Source organism: Sphingomonas sp. FW306-1B-B10E, from assembly GCF_058782005.1.
The window spans coordinates 33936-56447 of record NZ_JBYSXG010000030.1; the positions used below are offsets into that span (position 1 = coordinate 33936).

General features: G+C 67.0%; 24 protein-coding genes. 3 read left to right on the forward strand and 21 right to left on the reverse strand.

What is annotated here, in order from left to right:
• Positions 1–50: 50 nt before the first annotated feature.
• Entirely contained in the window at positions 51–2291 is a 2241-nt protein-coding gene (locus AC3WJI_RS12830) for a hypothetical protein (protein ID WP_492757664.1), read from the reverse strand.
• Between the two features lie 39 nt (positions 2292–2330).
• A complete protein-coding gene (locus tag AC3WJI_RS12835; protein ID WP_492757665.1) occupies positions 2331–3842 on the reverse strand; it encodes an MFS transporter in 1512 nt (503 codons plus the stop codon).
• A 136-nt stretch (positions 3843–3978) separates the two neighbouring features.
• Between AC3WJI_RS12835 and AC3WJI_RS12840 the strand changes: the two genes are divergently transcribed.
• Both AC3WJI_RS12840 and AC3WJI_RS12845 read left to right on the forward strand, forming a co-directional pair.
• On the forward strand, positions 3979–4824 hold the full coding sequence (locus AC3WJI_RS12840; protein WP_492757666.1) for a diacylglycerol/lipid kinase family protein: 846 nt from the start codon (positions 3979–3981) through the stop codon (positions 4822–4824).
• Positions 4821–5567 carry a metallophosphoesterase family protein gene (locus AC3WJI_RS12845; protein ID WP_492757667.1) on the forward strand — a complete coding sequence of 249 codons (747 nt, stop codon included), beginning with the start codon at positions 4821–4823 and terminating at the stop codon, positions 5565–5567. The genes AC3WJI_RS12840 and AC3WJI_RS12845 overlap by 4 nt, the downstream gene beginning before the upstream one ends.
• Before the next feature lie 180 nt (positions 5568–5747).
• Here AC3WJI_RS12845 and AC3WJI_RS12850 read toward each other — a convergent pair whose 3' ends face one another.
• The 19 genes from AC3WJI_RS12850 to AC3WJI_RS12940 form a co-directional block, all read right to left on the reverse strand.
• On the reverse strand, positions 5748–6188 hold the full coding sequence (locus AC3WJI_RS12850; protein ID WP_492757668.1) for a bleomycin resistance protein: 441 nt from the start codon (positions 6186–6188) through the stop codon (positions 5748–5750).
• A 61-nt stretch (positions 6189–6249) separates the two neighbouring features.
• Positions 6250–7629, reverse strand: a complete 1380-nt coding sequence (locus tag AC3WJI_RS12855; RefSeq protein ID WP_492757669.1) for a DUF1501 domain-containing protein — start codon at positions 7627–7629, stop codon at positions 6250–6252.
• Positions 7630–7641: 12 nt separating this feature from the next.
• The gene (locus AC3WJI_RS12860) at positions 7642–9333 is read right to left on the reverse strand and encodes a DUF1800 domain-containing protein (RefSeq protein WP_492757670.1); all 1692 of its coding nucleotides are present in this window, start codon (positions 9331–9333) and stop codon (positions 7642–7644) included.
• A 226-nt stretch (positions 9334–9559) separates the two neighbouring features.
• Positions 9560–10099 (reverse strand): 30S ribosomal protein S9, encoded by a 540-nt coding sequence (gene rpsI, locus AC3WJI_RS12865; RefSeq protein ID WP_492757671.1) that lies wholly within the window; start codon positions 10097–10099, stop codon positions 9560–9562.
• Complete coding sequence (gene rplM, locus AC3WJI_RS12870) at positions 10099–10578, reverse strand: 50S ribosomal protein L13 (protein WP_492757672.1); 480 nt, start codon at positions 10576–10578, stop codon at positions 10099–10101. Before rplM ends, rpsI begins: the two co-directional genes overlap by 1 nt.
• A gap of 139 nt (positions 10579–10717) precedes the next feature.
• Positions 10718–11557 (reverse strand): hypothetical protein, encoded by an 840-nt coding sequence (locus tag AC3WJI_RS12875; RefSeq protein WP_492757673.1) that lies wholly within the window; start codon positions 11555–11557, stop codon positions 10718–10720.
• Complete coding sequence (gene cutA / locus AC3WJI_RS12880; protein ID WP_492757674.1) at positions 11557–11871, reverse strand: divalent-cation tolerance protein CutA; 315 nt, start codon at positions 11869–11871, stop codon at positions 11557–11559. The genes AC3WJI_RS12875 and cutA overlap by 1 nt, the downstream gene beginning before the upstream one ends.
• Positions 11868–12890 (reverse strand): COX15/CtaA family protein, encoded by a 1023-nt coding sequence (locus AC3WJI_RS12885; RefSeq protein WP_492757687.1) that lies wholly within the window; start codon positions 12888–12890, stop codon positions 11868–11870. The genes cutA and AC3WJI_RS12885 overlap by 4 nt, the downstream gene beginning before the upstream one ends.
• 41 nt (positions 12891–12931) lie before the next feature.
• Entirely contained in the window at positions 12932–13330 is a 399-nt protein-coding gene (locus tag AC3WJI_RS12890; RefSeq protein WP_492757675.1) for a PIN domain-containing protein, read from the reverse strand.
• 1 nt (position 13331) lies between these two features.
• Positions 13332–13610, reverse strand: a complete 279-nt coding sequence (locus AC3WJI_RS12895; protein WP_492757676.1) for an AbrB/MazE/SpoVT family DNA-binding domain-containing protein — start codon at positions 13608–13610, stop codon at positions 13332–13334.
• A 36-nt stretch (positions 13611–13646) separates the two neighbouring features.
• Positions 13647–15569 (reverse strand): 1-deoxy-D-xylulose-5-phosphate synthase, encoded by a 1923-nt coding sequence (dxs, locus tag AC3WJI_RS12900; protein ID WP_492757677.1) that lies wholly within the window; start codon positions 15567–15569, stop codon positions 13647–13649.
• A 77-nt stretch (positions 15570–15646) separates the two neighbouring features.
• A complete protein-coding gene (locus AC3WJI_RS12905) occupies positions 15647–16105 on the reverse strand; it encodes a Fur family transcriptional regulator (protein WP_492757678.1) in 459 nt (152 codons plus the stop codon).
• Positions 16106–16146: 41 nt separating this feature from the next.
• Entirely contained in the window at positions 16147–16533 is a 387-nt protein-coding gene (locus AC3WJI_RS12910) for a MerC domain-containing protein (protein WP_492757679.1), read from the reverse strand.
• A 240-nt stretch (positions 16534–16773) separates the two neighbouring features.
• Positions 16774–17451: an RBBP9/YdeN family alpha/beta hydrolase gene (locus AC3WJI_RS12915; protein WP_492757680.1), complete on the reverse strand. Its 678-nt coding sequence runs from the start codon at positions 17449–17451 to the stop codon at positions 16774–16776.
• 260 nt (positions 17452–17711) lie between these two features.
• Positions 17712–19112, reverse strand: a complete 1401-nt coding sequence (lpdA, locus tag AC3WJI_RS12920) for a dihydrolipoyl dehydrogenase (RefSeq protein WP_492757681.1) — start codon at positions 19110–19112, stop codon at positions 17712–17714.
• 15 nt (positions 19113–19127) lie between these two features.
• The gene (locus tag AC3WJI_RS12925) at positions 19128–19928 is read right to left on the reverse strand and encodes a hypothetical protein (RefSeq protein WP_492757682.1); all 801 of its coding nucleotides are present in this window, start codon (positions 19926–19928) and stop codon (positions 19128–19130) included.
• A complete protein-coding gene (locus tag AC3WJI_RS12930; RefSeq protein WP_492757683.1) occupies positions 19928–20320 on the reverse strand; it encodes an acyl-CoA thioesterase in 393 nt (130 codons plus the stop codon). The genes AC3WJI_RS12925 and AC3WJI_RS12930 overlap by 1 nt, the downstream gene beginning before the upstream one ends.
• Positions 20313–20540, reverse strand: a complete 228-nt coding sequence (locus AC3WJI_RS12935; protein WP_492757684.1) for a hypothetical protein — start codon at positions 20538–20540, stop codon at positions 20313–20315. The genes AC3WJI_RS12930 and AC3WJI_RS12935 overlap by 8 nt, the downstream gene beginning before the upstream one ends.
• A gap of 10 nt (positions 20541–20550) precedes the next feature.
• Positions 20551–21870: a pyruvate dehydrogenase complex dihydrolipoamide acetyltransferase gene (locus AC3WJI_RS12940; RefSeq protein WP_492757685.1), complete on the reverse strand. Its 1320-nt coding sequence runs from the start codon at positions 21868–21870 to the stop codon at positions 20551–20553.
• 147 nt (positions 21871–22017) lie between these two features.
• On the opposite strand from AC3WJI_RS12940, the gene AC3WJI_RS12945 reads away from it, so the two are divergent.
• On the forward strand, positions 22018–22473 hold the full coding sequence (locus AC3WJI_RS12945) for a universal stress protein (RefSeq protein WP_492757686.1): 456 nt from the start codon (positions 22018–22020) through the stop codon (positions 22471–22473).
• The last annotated feature ends 39 nt before the right edge of the window (positions 22474–22512 follow it).

Consider the following 22512-nt stretch of genomic DNA (forward strand, 5'->3'; position numbering starts at 1 on the left):
TTCAGGCTCCTAGCTTCGGCACAACAAGGATCGGAAGGGGCTTAGGTTCCTCACCAGGCCACGGTGATTCGTCCATTTGCGGGGACGTGGAATTCCATGCGGTCGTCGATCACGCGGCCGCGGACGCGGTCGCCGTCCATCGTCGTCACGGTGAAGTCGGGCAGCTTGGCGCGTCCGGTGCGGACCAGGCACAAGCGCGCCTTGCAACCCTCGCCGCCGCCGAGCTGGAAGCTCAGCGACTTGTCGCTCGGACGGTCGCTAGCGAGCAGGAAATGATCGCAGAAAATGCGGAATGGCGCGCCGCCCACGCTGTGGAAGGTGCGGCTGGCGAAGACGAACGCCGCGCCGGCGCCATAAATCTCCTGGCCGACCTGGCCGGCCTTCTGGCCATCGACATAGAGGTCCTCGACCGGGAAGGAGAGCTTGCGGTCGATATAGGAGTTGCGGACATTGTCGGTCTCGATCGCTTCCTCGGGGAGCGCGTCGGGATAATAATACCAGGCCCGGTCGAGCGCGTAGCGGCAATATTCGCTGAGCAGCAGCCGCACCGCGGGGATCACGTCGGGGCCGCTATCCTTGAGGAAGCGTTCGAACGCGGCGAAGCTGTCGAAGCATTCGTACATCGCCATGTACGGCGCGTCGTGCAGCGCGGTGACGCCGAGGAAGTTCTTGTAATGCTTGGCGTAACCGATCTCGGATTCCCAGATCGCATTATTGTGGAAGAAGCTCGCCAGGAAGACATAGGCCTGGTCGAGATAGGTCCGCTCATTGGTGATCCGCCATAGCCTGAGGCACGCGGCGGCGCCCCAGGCAGTGAGATTGGCCTGATAGTTGAGCTCGAAGCGCATGCCGCGCGTGGCGTCGATCCCGGCGCGGGCCTCGTCGAGATAGCGCTTGTCGTCGGTCAGCTCGAACGCCTGGAGCATGACATACGCGAAGATGCCGCCGACATCGGTCTGGCCGAGGCCTTCGTCGTCGCGTGCCGCAGTGATCACCGAGCGGTCGGTGATGTTGTACTGGATCGGCCATTTGTAGTCGAAATGGTGCGCGGACTCGATGCCGTAGTCGATCGACTGGAGGAAGAGGCGCTTGGCCCTGGCATTGCCGTCGATCGCGAGGCGGCCGAGGTTGAGGAGCGGGTGGTACAGATACCAGCTGTCGACGGCGTCCTTGTCCTTGTCCTTGCCGACATTGGGCAGATAGCGGCGCATCGTCCCCAGCTTGGGATCGTAGAATTTGCGCAGGCCCGCCTCGAATTCGTCGAGCAGCGGGATTTCCTGCTTCTTCCACGCCTCGTAGTCGCGGATCGAGGCGAGCACCGAGAGCTGGACCATCGAGTCGGGATATTCCGTGGCGGTGTAGGGATGGATGTAGCGGAAGCCGTAATGGCGGATCGTCGCGGCGGGGGCCTGGTCGAGGTCCCTGAGCGAGCGCTCGGCCCGGTCGACCCAGTCGTGATAGTCGGTCTCGGGATGGTCGAGACGGCGATAGACCGCGCCGAGCAGCCCGAGGAACCGCCCGGCCATCGCGGTCTCGTCGCCCGCCGGATCCTCGTGGAAAGCGAGATAGGTGTCGGCGATCGCCGTTTCCTTCCCCGCCGGAAGCGGGTTGAGCGAGGGCTTGCCCTGCTGCGGGGCAGTGGGGGGCAGATAGCCGATTTCGGGCCATTCGCCGCCGACCGCGCCATCAGGCTTGGTGCCGGTTGCCGCGAAATAGGGGTTCAGCGTGGTGAGGTTCTGGAAATAGAGCACGCTGCCGAAGCCGGGCTCGGTCAGCCGGAAATAGGCGTAGCCGGCGTTCATCCCGCGCTGCGCCGCCTCGACCTGGCCGACCGAGCGGGTGGGGTCGTCCTTGGCGTCGAGCGGGTAGAGGTCGCGCGGCAGGAACGGGACGAGCAGCGGCACTTGCGGAGTGAGGCGGGTGGTGACGCGCAGGATCGGCACCTCGTCCTCGTGGAGGCGGAAGGCGACGGTCTGGCGGCCGATCGTCGAATCGAATTCGAGCCGCAGCGCCTCGCCCTCCTCGGCCTTCCGCTTGCGGACGGTGCCGCAGCCGCCCGGGGCGTGCGCGGCACGAAGCGCGAGCCCGCCCAAGCCCTCGCGGCGGATGATCGCCCACAGGGAATCGCAGCCGGCGCTGATCTCGATCTCGACGTCGCCGAGCGCGAGCGTAGCGACCTGCTCCATCGATCCCGCGCGAAGTTCCTCGCGCAGCAGCAGGACCTGGGGGCTGACGCCGGGGAGCTTGCCGGCCTTTGCCGGTCGAGTGGGAAGCATGTCGATATCGGCCATGTCGCGGAAAACCCCGAAAAATCGAAAACGTTTCGGTTCCTAACCTGCTTTAGCGCGAAGCCGCTGGCGGCGCAGGAAACGTGCGCGGACTTCGGCCTCGCGGAGCAAGGTGGCGGGCAGGAAGGTAAGCGTGCGCAGCCCCGCGACAGTCGAGACATTGCGCACCGTACGTCGGGTCTGGTTCAACACCTGCTCGAGCATTTCGCGCCGCTTGATCTCGCCGCTCTCGGTGATGAGGGTCAACCGATGGATCGCATAGAGCCCGATCGCGCCCGAGATCAGGAAATAGAAATCCCATTGCGACAGGCGTAACGGTGAGACCAGGGCGACCCCTTCGGGGCTGGTCCAGCGCAGCAGAATCTCGAACTCGCGCGCCGCGAAGAAGTCGGCAAAGGCGCCGCCGAGGATCGGCGCGAGGCCCGCGGCGATCGCCGTGGCGAGGCCGGCGGTGGCGACATAGGCGGTCGACTGGCCCTTGGGGGAAAGCTTGAGCGCGATGCTGGTGGTGGCGAGCGTTGCGCCGGCGACTGCCGATCCCATGAACAGGTGCAACACGACCAGATAGGCGACCAGCCACGGCCCGTGGGCGATCTGCGACGCGCCGATCATGCCGAGGATGCACAGGATATAGGTCGGCGCGGCGACGAGCAGGACCGACTTGTTGGCGAAGCGGTCGGCGAGCGATCCCCAGTTGCGCAAGGCGACCAGGTTGGAAAGCTGGCTGACCACGCTCAGCACCATTACGAAGGTCATGTCGTAGCCGAGCTGGCGGACGATGAAGACGGTGAAGAACGGCGTGGCGAGGTTGATCGCGAACTGCCAGCTGGCGAGGAAGACGATCAGCCGGCGGAAGTTCAGGTCGGCGAGCGGCTCGCGCAGCAGCCCGAACAGCCCGAGCCGGGTCTCGGGACGCGGCGGCATCGCCGGCTCGGGAATGCGCGCGGTCAGCCAGGCGCTGATCAGCCCCGCGAGGAAGCCGAGCCCATAGAGCGCGCCGAAGATGATGCTGCGCCAGCCCGACCCTTCGCTGGTGCGGTCGAGCACCACCGCGGCGGCGATGCCGGCGACGAGGCTGACCGCGGCCGCGAAGGCCGAGCGGCGCGAGAATACCCAGCCGAGCCGGTCCTCGGGCGCGAGGTCGCGCATCCATGCATTCCACGCGCAGCCGCCGACCGCGCCCATCCCGCACAGGATGAGTTGCGCGACGACCAAAGCGGCGATGGCGGGACCGTGGGGGAGAAACGGCGCGAGTGCCATCAGAGCCAGCATCGCCCGGCCGGTGAGGCTCGAGAAGACCGAGATCGCCTTGCGCATGCGGAAATGCTCGACGAGCAGGATCGTCGGCGCCTGGAGCAACTGGCCGAGGAACGGCGCGCTGGCGAGCACGCCGATGACCAGGTTCGATGCGCCGAGATGGAGCGCGAGCGCGGTCAGGATGACGCCGCTGGTCAGCGCGGTGGCGGCGCTGGCGAAGGCGCCCTCGGTGACGACCTGGCGAAGTGCCCTGCCGCGTTCCTCGTCGCTGACGCTGACCTGGGGGGTGAGCGGCATCGTTCCACCTTTGCTGCGATGCGGTGAAAAGGCGCGGGCGGTCGCCGGGTTCCATGGCTGCGTAAGGTTGCAGGATCCGCAGGCGCTTCGTTACGCCTGAGAAGCGACCAAAAGCCGGCTCGCGCGTTGCGGCGGCATGGAAACGCTCTGGTTCATCACCAATCCCAATTCCGGCACCGCGACCCGCGCGAAGTGCGAGGCGCTCGAGGCCGTCTTCGAGGAAAGCGGGCTCAAGCTCGCCGGGCGGACCGAATTCCCCGAACAGAAGCTGCCCAAGCCCCAGGAGCTGGACGCGGCGAAGGTCGACACCGTCGTGCTGTTCGCCGGCGACGGGACGATCAACGCGGCGCTCTGCGCGCTGGAGAAGTGGGAAGGCGCTTTCCTGATCCTGCCCGGCGGCACGATGAACCTGCTCGCCAAGGGGCTGCACAGCGAGACCGACCCGCACAAGATCCTTCATGCCGCGAAGCAGTCCGAGCGGCGCGTGGCCTTGCCTTATGTGATCGCCGGCAAGCACCGCGCGTTCGTCGGGCTCATCCTCGGGCCGGCGGCGGCCTGGGCGCGGGCGCGCGAGGCAGTGCGCAAGGGCAAGGTCGGGCGGCTGGTCGGCGCCGCCAAGGCAGCATGGCGGCGGACCTTCCATGACCGCGGAATCCGCGTGGAGGGGGCGACCGGGCTGAGCGACGCCTATCAGGCGGTGTTCGTGACGCCGGACCTGCACGGGCTCGAAGTCGCCGCGGTCGATGCGCGCGACTGGGGTTCGATCGTCCAGCTCGGCTGGGACTGGCTGACCGGCGACTGGGTCGCGGCGCATGCGGTGACCGAGGGCTGGACGCAGGAATTGCGCGTCCATGGCCGCAAGCCGGTGATGGCCTTGTTCGACGGCGAGCCGGTGACGCTCCAGCCGCACGAGAAGATCCGATCGGGCAAGAGCCTCGAGACGTTCATCGCCACCCGCACCGACGAGGAGATACCGGCATGACGCGCCTGTTTCACGTCAGCGACGTCCATTTCGGCCGCGAGGACCGCGAGGCGATCGACTGGTTCGGCCGCAAGGTGGTCGAGGAAAAGCCCGACGCGGTGATCATGACCGGCGACCTGACGATGCGCGCGCGGGCGGCCGAATTCGCAGCAGCGGGCAAATGGCTCGAAAGCCTGGGGCGGCCGGTGACGGTCGAGGTCGGCAATCACGACCTGCCGTATTTCAACCTGTGGGCGCGATTCGTGACGCCGTACAAGCGCTACCGGGTGATCGAGCAGATGATCGAGAAGCCGCTCGACGTGAAGGGGGTCAGCGTGGTGCCGCTCAAGACCACTGCGCGGTTCCAGTTCCGGACCAACTGGTCGAAAGGCTATGTCAGCACGCGCGCGCTACAGGAATCGCTGTCGCTGGTCGAGGCAGTGCCGGCGGGCGACCTGGTGTTCATTGCGGCGCATCACCCCTTGGTCGAGGCAGGGACGCGCGCGACGTCGCACACCCGGCGCGGGCCCGCCGCGCTCGCGGCGCTGGCAACCGCGGGGGCGCATGCGGTGCTGACCGGCCATGTCCATGATCCGTTCGACATCGCGCACGAGGTCGACGGGCGGACGGTGCGGCTGATCGGCGCGGGGACGCTGTCCGAGCGGGTGCGCGACAAGCCGCCTTCGTTCAACGAGATCCGCGTCGACGGGACCAGCTTCGAGACGATCGCCCGGTTCAAGGGCGAAGGCGCGGTGGCGCTCTGAACTTCCCTCTCCCGTCGGGAGAGGGTTGCGCAGACTTGGGTCGCGCACTTCTGCGCGGCCCTAGTCGAAGCTGGGTGAGGGGATCGCCCTATCGATAAGCCGACTGCCCTCACCTAGCTCCGCTAGGCAGCAAGCTGCCAAGCTGCGCTACCTCTCCCATAGGGAGAGGAAGAACGGCGGTCATTCCCGCGTCAAATCCTGCCCGTACACCAGCAGATTGCCGTCGGGCACGACGACCATCAGCTCGCGCTGGCCGTAGATCTGGTCGATCGGGCCGTAAATGTCGCCGTCGTTGAGCAGCGCCGCCTTGGGCGCCAGCTCGGCCGCGACCGCGTCGACATCCTGCACGTCGATATAATAGCAGAAGCGCCGGTTGCCGGGAGGCGCGCCGTCGTCGCCGGCATTCTCGACCAGGCGGAAGGCGGCGCCCTCGCGCTTGACCGAAGCGTAGCGGCCCTGTTGGAAACGGCATTCGAAGCCGAGGATGTCGGTGAAGAACGCGACCGCCGCGGCGATGTCGGGCACGTGCATGACGGGGGTGATACGGTACAGATTGGACACGGGGTTTCCTCCCGCATCGACGATATCCGACCCAGTCATGCCGCGGTAGTGCAGTTCCATGCCTCGCTCCCTCATGTCGCGCGATAGCTGCGCGATATGGAAGGAATGTGGAGGAACGCCGTTAAGCGCGGAACAACCCTAGCGGACCGCGGCCGCCGGTGCTCCAGGTCGACCAATTGGGGAAGACATAGGGCATGTCGGCATCGCTGACGCCGTGCCAGCGCGCGATCGCGCCGATATATTCTTCCTGCGCGACCGCGGGGACGAAGCGGCCTTCGTTGCTGACGTCGTTGGCGCCGCCGAGCACCGGATCGGGATAGGCGCCGAAGATGCCGCCCGGCGTGACGTTGCCGCCGACGACGAGATGGTTGCTGCCCCAGGCATGGTCGGTGCCGTTCTGGGCATTGCCTTTGAAGGTTCGGCCGAAGTCGCTCATCGTGAACGCAGTGACGTTCTCGCCCATGCCGATCGACTGCATCGCGCGGTGGAAGCCGGCGAGCGCCATTGCGAGGTCAGCGAGGAGGTTGGCGTGGGTGCCGGTGTCGTTGTTGCCGCCGCCGACCTGGCCCGAATGGTTGTCGAAGCCGCCCTGGCTGACCAGGAAGGTCTGGCGGTCATGGCCGAGTGTCGAGCGCGCGGCGATCATCCGCGCGACGCGCATCAGCTGGCGCGCGACGTCGCTGGTCAGGGCAGCGCCGGTGGTCGGGTTGACGAAATAGCCGTCGAGTGCGCTGGTGGCGCTGATGATGTTGTTGGCGGTTACCGCCTGGCCATAGGCGCCGTTGATGTCGCGCGCGGTCGCCTCGGTCATCGCGCCATAGGCCGCGCCATTGGCGAAGGCGTCGACGCCGGCATTCTTGGCCATGTTCGCGGCGCTGCCGCCAGCGCTGTAGCCGGTGCGGCCGATCGTTCCGGTCGACGGGAGCACCAGCGCCGAGCTGGTCCGGCCAATCGTCGCGAGGTTCGAGCCCGCCAGCGAGATCATCGACGGCGTCGATGTCGCGGTCATTCGGTCGGTCATCCGGCCCATGAAGCCATCGATGCTGACGTCGCGGGCGCGCAGGCCCTGCCAATGCGCCTGCTCGTCGGCATGGCTCATCAGATTGGTCGGGCGCAGATCGGCGCGCGACTGGTAGGTCGCCTTGGTCAGCGGCGCGAACAGCGTGCCGGCATTGAGCACGAGCGCGAGGCTGCCCTCGTCCCAGAGCGGACGCAGCGCCGACATCGAGGGGTGCAGCGCATAAGCGGCGTTGGTCAGCGGCGTCAGCGCCGCCGCCTTGATGCCGACCGAGCCGCGCGAGGCGAGATAGGTGGCGTGGCGGGCATCGGTGGGGATCACCATGTTCCAGCCGTCATTCCCGCCGAACAGGAAGACGCCGACCATCGCGCGGTAGCTGCCGCTGGGGGCGGCCATTGCGCTGGTGCGGCCGAGCTGGCCCATGGCGGCCAGCGCGCCGGTGCCGGCGACGAGGCGCGTGAAATCGCGGCGGGACATGGTCATGACGGGTTTCCCTTACCGGTCGACGAGGAAGAGCGGGCTCGAGGCCGCGATGTAGAGCATCACTTGCGCGCGCTTGCGGGCCTGGATCACCGGATCGGCGTTGGTGGTCGCGGTCGCGGCGGCCTTCAACGCGTCCTTCTGCTGCTGGCTCAGCATATTGGCGAACATCAGCAAGTTGATGCGCGCGACCATCGCATCGATGTCGGTGCCGAGCGCTTCCCAATTGCCCCAGGCCGGCTGGGTCAGCGACGAATTGGGCAGTCCCGAGGCGAGGGTGAATTCCGAGCGCGTCGCGTCGCCGCCGATCGTCCAGTCATAGACGAAATTGTGCCAGCGCAGCACGTTCGAGGTATTGAGCAGCTTCGAAGCGGGGCTGCGCAGCGTGGTGCTGCCGGGCAGCGGATAATCCTGCGGGTAGAAGTTGAACACCGAAGGCGCGCGCATCACCGGCTGGCCCATGCTGCTATCGCGGTTGACGAAGACATAGCCGTCGGTGGTGAAGCCGATGACGCGGGCGAGCCCCGCCATCAGCAGCACCGGCTCCTTGACCTTGCCCGAAGCGGCACCCGGCGCGTTGCGCGCCTCGGCATCGGTCAGGATCGCGCGGACCACGGCCTTGAGGTCGCCGCGCACGCCGCTGCCGTTATTGGCGAATACCGCCGCGACGCGGCCGACATAGGCCGGCGTCGGGTTGGGCGTGACGAGGTGCGCGATCAGGAACTTGGAGACGAACGGCGCGGTCGAGGCGTTGTTGAACGCCGCGTCGACCACGGCGGAAACGCTGGCTTCCTGCGTGGCGCCGGCTGGGACGGTCGTTCCGAGGAATGCCTTGGCAGTGGTGTCGTAGCGTGCCGGCACCGTGATCATCGGCTGCGAATAGTCGCGGGCATTGCCATCGGTGATCGCCGCGCCGCCGAGGCGGGCATAGGTCCAGCCGGTGAGCGCGCGGGCGACGCCGCGGATGTCGTCGGGCGTGTAGTTCGGCTGGCGCGCGCCGCTGGCGTCGAGCTTGGGCGTGCCGTCCATGTTGAGCTGGTCCGGACCCATCGAGAAGAGCTGGAGGAATTCGCGGGCGTAATTCTCCGACGGCGCCGACTTGTTGCTGTCGGCCATGTCGAGATAGTCGCCCATATAGCCGAGCATCGTCGCGCGGGCGAGCACGTCGCGGAAATTGCCGAAGGCGTTGTCGAGGAAGATCTGGTTGAACGCGGCGATGCCGGCGGCCGAATTCACTTCCGCTTCCGAGGCGACGATCATCTGGCCGAGCGCGAAGGCGACGCGCTGGCGCAGCTGGTCGGGCGCCATCACGGCATCGGCGTAGAAGCGCATCGCGGCCGGGGTGCGCGAGAAATGCTGGCGGGCGCAGACCGTGTCGCCGCTGGTGCAGAAATCGCGGCGGACCTCGACGGCGAGATCGGTATAGGTGCTGCCGGTCGCGGCGAATTGCTCGTCGAGCCAGGCGTTGACGCCCACCTCCTTGATCCGCGCGACCAAAGCCGGGGTCGGGCCGAAGCTCGCCTGTTTGGCGAGGCGCGCGGCATCGCCCTCGGTAAAGGTCGGGGTGGGGGTGGGCGCCGGGGTGATCGAGACCACGCCGCCGCCGCCGCTGGGCGCGCTGGAGCTGCCGCCGCCACCGCCGCCGCAGCCCGAAAGCAAAGAGATGAGGGCTACGCTGAGCGCAGCCGATACGCTGGTTCTGAACACCGAATATCCCCCGCCGTCGCGCGTGCGCAACCTGCATCCTTATGAATAGATGTAGACGGTTAATTGGATAAGGTGAGGGAATAGCTAAGAAAAATTTAGCCAGCGCATTCCGGTGCCGCGGGGCGCCAGATCGCCCACCTCTTGGCCTTCGCCGAGGGCGGGCTCCGTCCAAACGAAAAGGGCGGCCCGTCGCCGGACCGCCCTCGCGTTGTTCGAACTGAAAAGCTCAGCGCTTCGAGAACTGGAAGCTGCGGCGAGCCTTCGCCTTGCCGTACTTCTTGCGCTCGACCGCGCGGCTGTCGCGGGTCAGGAAGCCTGCCGCCTTGACCGGCGCGCGCAGGATCGGCTCGTAGCGGGTCAGCGCCTGGCTGATGCCGTGCTTGACCGCGCCGGCCTGGCCCGAGAGCCCGCCGCCCTTGACGGTGCAGATCACGTCATACTGGCCCTCGCGCTCGGCGACACCGAACGGCTGGTTGATGACGAGGCGCAGCGTCGGACGCGCGAAATAGACTTCCTGGTCGCGGCCATTGATCGTGATCTTGCCGGTGCCCGGCTTGATCCACACGCGGGCGACGGCGTCCTTGCGGCGCCCGGTCGCGTAGGAACGGCCGAGGCTGTCGATGATCTTCTCGCGCAGCGGCGTGGTCGGCGCAGCCGGAGCGGCCGGTGCGTTCAGATACTCGTCGGCGCTGGCCGGGGCACCCGCGGGCGCTTCACCGGCGGCGATCGCGCCGAGATCGGAGAGGGACTGGCGGTTGTCGGACATTATGCGCCCACCTTGTTCTTGCGGTTCATCGACGCGATGTCGAGGACTTCGGGGTTCTGCGCGCCGTGCGGATGCTCGGTGCCGGCGAAGATGCGCAAGTTGCGCATCTGCTGACGACCGAGCGGGCCGCGCGGGATCATGCGCTCAACGGCCTTTTCGAGCACGCGCTCCGGGAAACGACCCTCGAGCACCTTGGCCGCGGTGATTTCCTTGATGCCGCCGGCATAGCCGGTGTGCTTGTAATAGACCTTCTGGCCCAGCTTCTTGCCGGTGAAGCGGATCTTGTCGGCGTTGATCACGACGACATTGTCGCCGCAATCGACGTGCGGGGTGAAGCTCGGCTTGTGCTTGCCGCGCAGCACGTTGGCGATGATCGTCGCCGCGCGACCGACCACCAGGCCGTCGGCATCGACGATGTGCCACTTCTTCTCCACCTCGGCCGGCTTCGCCGACTTGGTGGTCTTCATCAGCGCCTTCATGGCCTGTGACCTTTTTTCCAGTATGAAATGCAAGCGCGCCAGCCTTGCGGCCAGCGCGATCTGGCGGTCATCTGGCGGAGGCGCTCGCGAAAGTCAAGCAAATCGGGGGCTTTGCTGACGGGTATCTGAATACCAGTAGCTATTCTGGCCAATCTTCAGGCCGCGCCGGCGCGACGCTGAGGCGCGTGACTAGCAGGGTCTGGCGGGCCGCCGGACCCGATCCGACGGCGTTGCGCGTGGTGTCGAGCCCCGATGCGATCAGCCCGGTCCGCGGATTGAACGTGCGGATCCGCTCGAGCGAGACCGTCGCCGGGCGCGCGGGCGAATCGGCGCGGGCGGGGAGGGTCAGGGTCGCCGAAGCAAGGGTGTCGGTGCGGCGCAGGCCGTTTTCGATCGCGGCAGTATGGCGCGTGCCCGCCAGCGCTACTGGCGCGCCGAGCGGGGAAGCGCCGGGAAGCTCGACCGGCACATCGGCGCCGATCGGATCGATCGGTTCGGACGAGATCAATGCAGTGACCAGCGTGGCGAGTAGCGCACGCTGGCGCTCGGCTGGCAAGGCGCGGAGCGAAGTGGCAAGCTTGGCGCCGAGGCCTGCGGCCTCGCCCGCGGACCGGGTCGCGGCGGCATCGGCGACCCCCTGGCAGACGCGCTCCCACAACGCCGCCATGTCGTCGATCGCGACGACCTTGCCCGCGTTGTCGAGGTGCAGCACGATCTTGCGGCTGGCGAGCGCGGAAAGGCCGCGCTCGACAAGATTGCCCAGCGCGTGCGGCGCGTCGCTGGCGCTGCCGAGAATCACGACTTCGGCGCGATAGGCATTGTCCTCGCGCTGAAAGCGCACCAGCCGTTCGAGACGATAGCGCCGCGCCTCGGGCGAGGTTTCGGTTCGCTCGGTGGTGACGCGCAACGGATGATCGACCGGCGGTGCGAAAATCGGCGCCGCGACGCTGGCCTGCAACAGGATCGCGGCGAGCAGCATCAGCCGGTTTCCGTGGCGATCCAGTCGCTCACCGCGATGCCCGCGTCGACGGGCCAAGTCTCGACTACCGGAAGATCATAGGGATGCAACGCCTGGATGCGCGCGCGAAGCTTCCCGCCGAGCGGAAGACTGGTCTTGAACAGCGCCGGGACTTCCTCACTGCGCTCGATCGCGTCCTGCCAGCGATAGATCGACGTGCAGGGGGCGAGGATGTTGACGCAGGCCGCGAGATGCTCGGACAACACGCTCTCGGCGACCCGCCTGGCTTCGGCCTCGTTGGGAAACGTGGCGTAGAGCAAGGCGATATCGCTCACCGCCGCCGGCCGATCGCATGTGCGCCCCACACCGTGGCGATGACGAGCAGCGCGCCGGTGAGCTGGTGGAGCGCAGCGAGGGCGATGTTCACGCCCGACATCACCGTCGCGATGCCGAGCAGGACCTGCAGTCCGAACGCGCTGTGGATCGCGATCGAGGCGCGGCGGTCGATCCCGCGGGCCGCGCGCGCGAGCACGACCAAGGCCGCGACGACCACCCATGCCCACCAGCGGTGGACGAAGTGGACGATCGCCGGATCGTTGAACAACGCATCGAGGAAGGGGCGTCCCTCGACGGTGGCGCCGGGGAAGAAGCGGCCGTTCATCAGCGGCCATTGATCGGTGACGAGGCCGGCGTTGAGCCCGGCAACGAGCGCGCCGAACAGCAACTGGACGAACAGGATCGTGCCGGCGAGCGCGCCCAGTCCGGTCAGCCGTGTCGGACGCGCCTGGGGGTGGCGGATCAGCGCGCGCAGGTCGAGCGCGGTCCAGACGATCCCGGCCAGCGTGAACAGCGCGACGAGCAGATGCACCGCGAGACGGACATGGCTCACATCGGTGCGCACGGTGAGGCCCGACTTGACCATCCACCAGCCGATCGCGCCCTGCAACCCGCCCAAGGCGAGCAAGGCGACGAGCCGCCAGCCGAAGCCGCGCGGGATCTGCCGGCGCACCGCGAACCAGAGCAAGGGCAAGGCGAACGCCACGCCGATCAGCCGCCCGAGCAGCCGGTGGAGATACTCCCAGAAGAAGATCGCCTTGAACCCGGCCAGGGTCATGCCCTGATTGAGCTGCTGATATTCTGGGATGCGCTTGTAATTGGCGAATTCGGCCTGCCACTGCGCATCGTTCAGCGGCGGGACGATCCCCGAAATCGGCTTCCACTGCGTGATCGACAGCCCGGATTCGGTGAGCCGCGTAATCCCGCCGATCACCACCATCAGCACGATCAGCGCAGCGACGAAGAACAGCCAATTGGCGAGCGCGCGTGGACGCGTGCGGGAGGCGGGCGATGTCATCTTGAGCACCGGGCGATCTTAGCCGTTGGACGTGCGAAAGGCTATGCGCGAAACGGATTGGTGATGGTAAGCTGGCCTTGGATGAGCAGGCCGTGATGCATGTCCTCGGAATACAGAACATCGCAGCCACAAACGCGCGCGGCAGCGGCGATCATCGAGTCGAAGATGCCGAGCTTGTATCGTTCGGCGATATCGAGGCCGAGATGGTGGATTTCGACACTCTGCGGGACCACTTCGAGGAGGCTTCGCATTTCGGCGAGCGCGGCGTGGACGGTCGGCCAATCGTAGCGCAGCTTGTCCCTTAGGACGCGGGCGGCTTCGTTGAGCACCTGGACACTGATAAAGCCGCCTTGCCGGAGCAATTCATCTGCGCGCATGGCCTTCTTAGAGTCGGCCGAGATCGCATAGAGCAGGACATTGGTGTCAAAGAACGCGGGCACGTTATTCCGCGTCGCGCGAATTCGCCCATTCCCGGTCAAACTTGAAATCCTCAGGCAGGTGGCCGAATTTCCGGCTGATCTCGCGCAGGCGAGTCAGTGCTTGATCGCGCCGTTGTTGCTCGGTGATCAACGCCAATCCGCCATCAGGCATCGGCTGCAGCGTGACCTCGTCACCCTCTTTGAGCGACAGTTCCCGCGCGACGTCGGCGGGAATGCGGATGGCGAGGCTGTTGCCCCATTTCGCAACTTGCACGGCGACCTCCGGATATACTGCCTGCAAATGTATATCCCGATCTTCGATCAGGCAAGCTTGCCGTCAGGCGCGCGCGTCGCTCACCGCGGCTTCGTTGTAGCGGAGCGCCTTGAGCACAGTGTCGACGATGTGCTCGGCATTGAGCCGGGCCTCGTCATATTGCTTCTCCGGCTTATCCTGATCCTGGAAGAGGTCGGGCAGGCGCATCGTGCGCAGCTTGAGCCCGGCGTCGATCAGCCCCTGGTCGCTTGCGAGCGTGAGGACATGCGCGCCGAGCCCGCCGATCGCGCCTTCCTCGACCGTCACCGCGACTTCGTGGGCCGCGAGCAGCTTGCGGATCAGTTCCTCGTCGAGCGGCTTGGCGAAGCGAAGGTCGGCGACGGTGGTCGAGAGCCCGCGCGCCTCGAGCGCATCGGCAGCCTTGAGCGCTTCGCCCAGCCGCGTGCCGAGCGACAGGATCGCCACGGTCTTGCCCTCGCGCACGACGCGGCCCTTGCCGATCGCGAGCCGCTCGGGAACCTGCGGCAGCGCGACGCCGACGCCGTTGCCGCGCGGATAGCGCACCGCGATCGGACCGGAATCATGCTCGGCAGCGGTATAGGTCATGTGGACCAATTCGGCTTCGTCGGCCGGCGCCATCACGACGAAATTGGGAAGTGTCGCCAGATAAGTGACGTCGAAGCTGCCGGCGTGCGTCGCGCCATCGGCACCGACGAGCCCGGCGCGGTCGATCGCGAAGCGGACGGGAAGGTTCTGGATTGCGACGTCGTGGACGACCTGGTCATAGGCGCGCTGGAGGAAGGTCGAATAGATCGCGCAGAACGGGCGCATGCCCTGCGCGGCGAGCCCGGCGGCAAAGGTGACTGCATGCTGCTCGGCAATGCCGACATCGAAGGCGCGGTCGGGATGCGCCTGGGCGAACTTGTCGACGCCGGTACCCGACGGCATCGCCGCGGTGATCGCGACGATGCGCGGGTCGGTGTCGGCGAGCTTGGCCAGCGTCTCGCCGAACACGTTCTGGTAGGAGGGCGGTCCTGGGGGTGCCTTGTCCTGCGTGCCGGTGATCACGTCGAACTTCTGGACGCCGTGATATTTGTCCGCCGCCGCCTCGGCCGGCGCATAGCCCTTGCCCTTCTTGGTCACGACATGGACGAGGATCGGGCCGTGCTCGCTGTCGCGGACATTCTCGAGCACCGGGATCAGGTGGTCGAGATTGTGGCCGTCGATCGGGCCGACATAATAGAAACCGAGCTCCTCGAAGAGCGTGCCGCCGGCGACCATGCCGCGGGCGAATTCCTCGGCCTTCTCGGCGGCGTTGTGGGCGCGCTTCGAGATGCGGCGGATCGCGCGCTTGGCGAAGTTGCGCAGGCCCAGATAGTTGGACGAGGAGACGGTGCGCGCCAGATAGGCCGAGAGACCGCCGACCGGTGGCGCGATCGACATGTCGTTGTCGTTGAGGATGACGACCAGCCGGTTGCCTGCCGCTTCGGCGTTATTCATCGCCTCATAGGCCATGCCGGCGCTCATCGCGCCGTCGCCGATCACTGCGATGCCCTTGCCGGGCTTGTCGTTGAGCTTGTTGGCGATCGCGAAGCCGAGCGCCGCCGAGATCGAGGTCGAGGAGTGCGCCGCGCCGAACGGGTCGTATTCGCTCTCGCTGCGCTTGGTGAAGCCCGAAAGCCCGCCGCCTTGGCGCAAGGTGCGGATGCGGTTGCGGCGGCCGGTGAGGATCTTGTGCGGGTAGCATTGATGCCCGACGTCCCAGATCAGCCGATCGTTGGGCGTGTCGAAGACATAATGGATTGCGACGGTCAGTTCGACCACGCCGAGCCCCGAGCCGAGATGCCCGCCGGTGGTGCCGACCGCCGAGATCGTCTCCGCGCGCAGCTCGTCGGCGAGCTGGCGGAGATCGGCAGGCTTGAGCTTGCGGAGATCGGCGGGCGTGTCGACGGTGTCGAGCAACGGCGTGCTGGGAAGATCGGCCATCGACGATCTCTTACGCGAGTGATTCGCCTAAGTCGAACGCTCGAATCGGTGAAAAGTCGTGGAGTTTCCGTGCAGGCCTACTCGCAGTCGGAGCATTTGCCGCGGACTTCGATCACCGGCCGCACCGGCGAGAAGCCGGCGGTCTTCGCGGCGGACCTTACGTTCCTGGTGATCGAATCGTCATCGAGATGCGTGGTCTGGCCGCAGCTGTCGCAGACGAGGAAGATGCAGTCGTGCAGGCAATCGGGGTGCGCGTTGGCGACATAGGCGTTGGCACTCTCGACTCGCCGCGCGAGGTTCGAGCCGACGAAAAGGTCGAGGATGCGATAAACGCTGTTGGCGGCGACGCGGCGGCCCTCGGCCTTGGAGACGGCCTCGGCGATGTCATAGGCCGAAGCGGGTTTGTCGAACCCGGCCAGCGCTTCGAACACCCGCTCGCGCATCGCAGTCCATTGCTCGCCCGATTTTTCGAGCGTCGCCTGGGCGGCCTGGGTCAGATCTTGGCCGTGATGCTCGTGATGATCATGGGCGGGCATGGGGGTAATTTAGGATGCCGGGGCGCCCCCGGCAAGCTGGCTCAGTAGGTCGCGCGGCGGTTGAGGTCGTGGCCGAGCGCGACGAGGCTGACGCCGATCAGCGTCCAGAAAATCTCGAACCCGCCGTGCGGCAGCGACAATGCGCCCGCCATGATACCGATGCCGAACGCGCCGACCAGGGCCGGGGCCATGTAGCCGTGCGAGAGCACGCCCTTGCCGAGCGCGATGATGCCGAAGCCGATCGCGAGCGTGAGGCCGACCTCGTGGATCGCCGGGTGCAACAGCGCGCCGGCGGAGGAGAGCACGGTCAGCAGCACGGTGGTCGCCACGCAGTGGACGAGGCACAGCCCGCTCAGCCCGATCGCGATGCGATCGAAGCTTGCATCGATACCGCCCCAGAAGCGGGATAACGGAAGACTCACCGGCATGGCCGTCATATAGGCCGGAACGGGCGACGGTACAATATATCATCGTCGCGCCGTGGCAGGTTGCGACGAAGCGCACGCGAAGGCCGGCAATGTCAGGGGAAGAGTACGGACGTAGGCCGAGTGACGCTCTAGGGTACGTCACCCGGCCACGCCCGCTATTAACCTAAATAGGTCTGAAGCGGGTCGTTTTCCACCCCGGCTGCGCCGGTGCGGATATTTGCTGCGCCGGGACGAGGCGTGTCACGCCCGCGCGCCATAGTAATGCGCCTGCGCCGCCTCGGTTGCGCTCACCGCGAGCAGCGAGCGCGCGTCATTGGCCGAGCGGACCTTGCCGGTGCGATCCGATGCCGCGTCGAGCACCCGGTCGAGCAGCGACTGGCCTTCTTCCCACCAGCCGATTCCGCTGGCGGCGTTGAGATGGCCCTGCGGCCCGGCGTCGACGAAGAAGCTGCCCCAGCCGCCGGCGAGCGCACGCGCCTTTTCGGGGTCGATCCACGGATCGTCGCTGCTCGCCACGACGATCGACGGGAAGGGAAGGGGCTTGGTAGGAGTCGGCTGGAACGCCGAGAGCTCGGGGCGCACCGATTCGCGGTCGACATCGGCGGGGGCGACGAGCAGGGCACCGGCGACCGGCCAGCCGAACGGCTGCGGCGAGAGCTCGGCCCACCAGGCGACTGCAAGGCAGCCCAGGCTGTGCGCGGCGAGCACCACCGGTGCCTGCGCGCTGCGAATCGCCTGGTCGAGCTTGGTCACCCAGGTGTTGCGATGCGGCGAGTCCCACATGCCGAGCTCGACTCGGTGGGTGTCGGGGCGCGACTGCTCCCACAAGGTCTGCCAATGCGAGGGCCCCGAGCCGCCGAGCCCGGGGACGGTGAGGATGATCGGCGAACTGTCGTCGAGAGGCGAAAAGATGGACATATTCCAACTCCACCCGGAGGAAGGCCGGAAGGTCGATATATATCCTATCGAATTGGTGGGCAATAAGCCCTGCGCCGGATCGAACGGGGCTTGCGGCGAGGTGATGGCCTTTCCCTGCGCATGCCCAATGCGTTCCCCTCCCGCTTGCGGGAGGGGTTAGGGGAGGGGGTGTCTAACCGCGTTTGGCGCCGCCGGCCAGGCCCTCCCCCGACCCCTCCCGCGAGCGGGAGGGGAGCGAAAGCGGCGAGCGCCGGACGGATTTAGATGTGCAGCGCGCGTCCGTAGGCGCCCAGCACCGACTCGTGCATCATCTCGCTGAGCGTCGGGTGCGGAAACACCGTCTCCATCAGCTCGGCCTCGGTGGTCTCGAGCGTCTTGCCGATCGTGTAGCCCTGGATCAGTTCGGTGACTTCGGCGCCGATCATGTGGGCGCCCAGCAGTTCGCCAGTCTTGGCGTCGAACACGGTCTTGACGAAGCCCTCGGCCTCGCCGAGCGCGATTGCCTTGCCGTTGCCGATGAAGGGGAAATTGCCGACCTTGACCTCGTAGCCGGCCTCCTTCGCTTTGGCCTCGGTGAGCCCGACGCTGGCGATCTGCGGGTGGCAATAGGTGCAGCCCGGGATGTTGCGCGGGTCCATCGCGTGCGGATGATTGCCGGCGATGGCTTCCGCGGCGATCACGCCCTCATGGCTCGCCTTGTGCGCGAGCCAGGGCGGCGCGGTGATGTCGCCGATCGCGTAGAGGCCGTCGACATTGGTCTTGCACGCCGGATCGGTCTTGAGGAAGCCGCGGTCGTCCACCGCGACGCCCAGTTCCTTGAGCCCGATATTCTCGGTGTTCGGCACGATGCCGATCGCGACGATGACGTGGCTGAACTGGCCTTCGGTCGCCTTGCCGTCCTTGGCGGTGATCGTCGCCTTCACGCCGTTCGCATCGGCGGCGATCTTGTCGATCTTGGCGCCGGTCAGGATGTTCATGCCCTGCTTCTTGAGCGCCTTCTCCAGGAAGGTGGAGACGTCGGCATCCTCGACGGGGACGATGCGGTCGAGCATCTCGACCACCGTCACTTCGGCGCCCATATCGTTGTAGAAGCTGGCGAACTCGATCCCGATCGCGCCCGATCCGATGACCAGCAGCTTGGTCGGCATCTCGGGCGGGGTCATCGCGTGGCGATAGGTCCAGACGCGCTTGCCGTCGGCGGGGAGGTTGGGCAGGTCGCGCGCGCGCGCGCCGGTCGCCAGAATGATGTTCTTGGCCTCGAGGTCGGTCTTCTTGCCGTCCTTGTCGGTAACGCTGAGCTTGCCCTTGCCGGTCAGCTTGCCCTCGCCGAAATGCACGGCGATCTTGTTCTTCTTCATTAGGTGCGTGACGCCCTGGTTGAGCTGCTTGGCGACGCCGCGCGAGCGCTTGACCACCGCCTCGATGTCGGCGCTGATCCCCTGCGCGACGAGGCCGTAATCCTTGGCGTGCTGCATATAGTGGAAGATCTCGGCCGAGCGGAGCAGCGCCTTGGTCGGGATGCAGCCCCAGTTGAGGCAGATGCCGCCGAGCAGCTCGCGCTCGACGATCGCGACCTTGAGGCCGAGCTGCGCGCCGCGGATCGCGGCGACATAGCCGCCGGGCCCCGAGCCGAGGACGATGAGGTCGTATTGGTCAGCCAACGGATTTTTCCTCTTTCATTCGGCGAGCAACGTCCCCGCCGCGGCCCAGACCAGGCCGGTTATCATCCCCAAGATGGCGACGACCGCGGCGAACGCCACCGGTGCCCGCCAATCCTGCCGCGATTTTCGATTGAGCATCCCGAGCAATGGCAGACAGGCCAAGGGAGAGACGCCGATCGCTCCCGCTGTGGCGTATCGCATCCAATAGCTTGCCGATAACACCCCGCCCCACAAGCCCCGCTCCACCGTCGTGAACCAGATCGCCATGCAGGCGGCAAAGAAGATCAGCGCCAGCGCACCTGAACGAAGCTTCCTGCCCCTCCGCGTTACCAGCGCGAGCAGAAGCGCGAACGGCAGCGCCGCGATGAACGGCTGCAACAGCGCCAGCGGCAAAAAACCCCGGTGGAAGTGCCAGGTCATCGCTAGCGCGGTCACGCCCCAGACCGTGACATAGGCCGAAACCAGGATGGCGATCAGCCGCGTGCAGCCTTCCATGCCATAGCCGCTCGATCGTTGCGCCAGCCAGAGACCGACCAGCCCGACCAGGATGATCGGGAGCAATACGGTCAGTGGTGCGCCCGCCGCGAGGATCGCGGTGCCGACGATCGCCGCCACCATGCCGGGAACGGCCAGCAGCGCCGCGCCGAAAAGCATCATGCCGATCGTCTGCAGCACGCGTCGCCCGATCGGACCACTCCACAAGAGAGCGCCGCGCCGCCAATTCCGTACCGTCGCCAGGATCGCCCAGGCCGCCAGCAACAGCGCCCCGCTCACCAACGAGATGGTGACGGCGCGCTCGGCGACCGATTCCTGCATTAGCGGGCGTCACCGTCCACGACTCTAGGCTGGCGATGCTCGTCGATCGCGACGAAGACGAATTGCGCCTGGGTCACCAGGCAGCTCTCCTCGGCATGCCGCGCGCGGCGCCAGGCCTGGACATCGATCGTCATCGAGGTGCGGCCGACCCGGACCAGCTCGGCAAATACGGAGACTTCGTCGCCGACCGCGACCGGCGCGTGGAACTTCATCCCTTCGACCGCGATCGTCACCGCGCGGCCGTGCGAGTGGCGCGAGGCGACGAGGCCGGCGGCCATGTCCATCTGGCTCATCAGCCAGCCGCCGAAGATGTCGCCGTAAGGATTGGCGTCGGCGGGCATCGTGGTGACCCGGATCGCGGGCTGCTTGTCGGGCGGGCCTTGCTCAGCCATCGGTCTTCGCCTCCGGGGTGCGATCGAGTTTCCTGCGGTCGATCCTCACCGCGCGCCGGATCGGACCGATCCCCATCAGCACGACCAGCGCCATCGCAACGAAGGTCACCAGCCAGATGTCGTCGCTGGCGCGGGGGTACGACCAGGCCGCGGCGGCGGCGATCAACGCCGCCGCGAGCAGCCCGATGGCGATGTGGACCGTCTCGAGGAGGACGCGCACCCGGGCGGCCTCAGGCGATCATGCCCATCGGGGCTTCGACCAGCTCCTTGAAGGTCTTCATCAGTTCGGCGCCGTCCGCGCCGTCGATCGCACGGTGGTCGAAGCTGCCGGTCGCGCTCATGATCGTGGCGATCTGGAGCGAATCGTCGATCACATAGGGGCGCTTCTCGCCCGCGCCGATCGCCATGATCATGCCCTGGGGCGGATTGATCACCGCTTCGAACTGCTTGATCCCGAACATGCCCATGTTCGACAGGCTGGCGGTGCCGCCCTGATATTCCTCCGGCTTGAGCTTGCCTTCCTTGGCGCGGCCGGCGAGGTCCTTCATCTGGGTCGAGATCGACGAGACGCTGACGCCCGCCGCATCGCGGATGATCGGGGTGATCAGCCCGGTCGGGGTCGACACCGCGACCGAGACGTCGGCGCGGCTGTACTTGATCAACTTGTCGCCGGTGTAGGTCACGTTGCACTTGGGCGTCTGGATCAGCGCGACGCCGAGCGCCTTGATCAGCAGGTCGTTGACCGAGAGCTTCACGCCGCGCGGCTCGAGCGCCTTGTTGAGCTCGGCCCGGAGCTTGAGCAGCGCATCGAGCCGGATGTCGACGGTGAGATAGATATGCGGGATCGTCTGCTTCGACTCGGTGAGGCGGCGCGCGATCGTCTTGCGGATGTTCGAGAGCTTCTCTTCCTCGTGCGGAATGCTCTCGTCGTACCAGACCGGCTTGTGCTCGGCGGGCGCGGCGGCGGGTGCCGGAGTCGCGCTCGGGGCCGGGGCCGCGGCAGCAGCAGGCTGGGCGGCGGGCGCCGCGCCCGGCTTGGCGCCTTCGAGGTCGGCCTTGACGATGCGGCCATTGGGGCCGGAGCCGGTCACGGTCGACAAATCGAGGCCCTTCTCGGCAGCGAGGCGCTTGGCGAGCGGGCTCGCCTTGACGCGGCTGCCGTCGGCAGCGGAAGCTGGCGTCGGAGTCGGCGTCGGCGCGGGGGCAGGCGCCGGCGTCGGTGCGGGGGCGGCCTCCGCCTTCGGGGCGGGCGCGGGAGCCGGGCTCGGCGCAGGGGACGCGGCGGGTGCGGCGGCAGAGACGTCCTCGCCTTCGCCCGCGATCACTGCGATCACCGTGCCGACCTTCACATTATCGGTGCCCTCGGCGACGAGGATCTTGCCGATCACGCCTTCATCGACGGCTTCGAACTCCATCGTCGCCTTGTCGGTCTCGATCTCGGCGAGGAGATCGCCCGACTTTACCGTGTCGCCTTCCTTGACCAGCCATTTGGCAAGCGTGCCCTCCTCCATCGTGGGGGAAAGCGCAGGCATCTTGATTTCGATCGACATGGAGGTTCCCGTCGTTGGTCCCTGGGGTAAGGCGTAGCCCCCCTTTGCCGCCGCTACGGCCCCGGTCAAGACCTTGGGGCGATGAGCTTGGGCTTGCGCGGGGCAGATACAGCGGGCAGTCAACGCGTCGGGACGAGGAAAGCAGCCATGCGCACCTATCTGGTGGTGATCGACGAAACGCCGGAATCGGAGATCGCCTTGCGCTTCGCCGCGCGGCGCGCAGTGAAGACCGGGGGCAGCGTCGAGATCCTCGCGCTCACGCCGCCGCAGGAGTTCGTCCAATGGGGCGGCGTGATGGCGACGATCGAGGAAGAGAGCCGCCAGCGCGCCGAGGCTTTGGTGACGCGCGCGGCAGGGACCCTGTTCACCGAATCGGGGCTCAAGCCGTCGATCACCGTGCGCGAGGGCGACGGCGCCAAGGTGGTGCGCGAGATGATCGCGGCGAATGGCGACATCGCGGCTTTGGTGCTGGGTGCCGCTGCGAGCGGGCCGCCGGGGACACTGGTGTCGCACTTCACCGGGGCGGATGCGGGGACCTTGAGCGTGCCGGTGATGATCATCCCGGGCTCGCTCGACGTGGTGGCGATCGACCGGCTGAGTTGAAATCGCTGCTCCCCTCCCTGCAAGGGAGGGGTTCGGGGG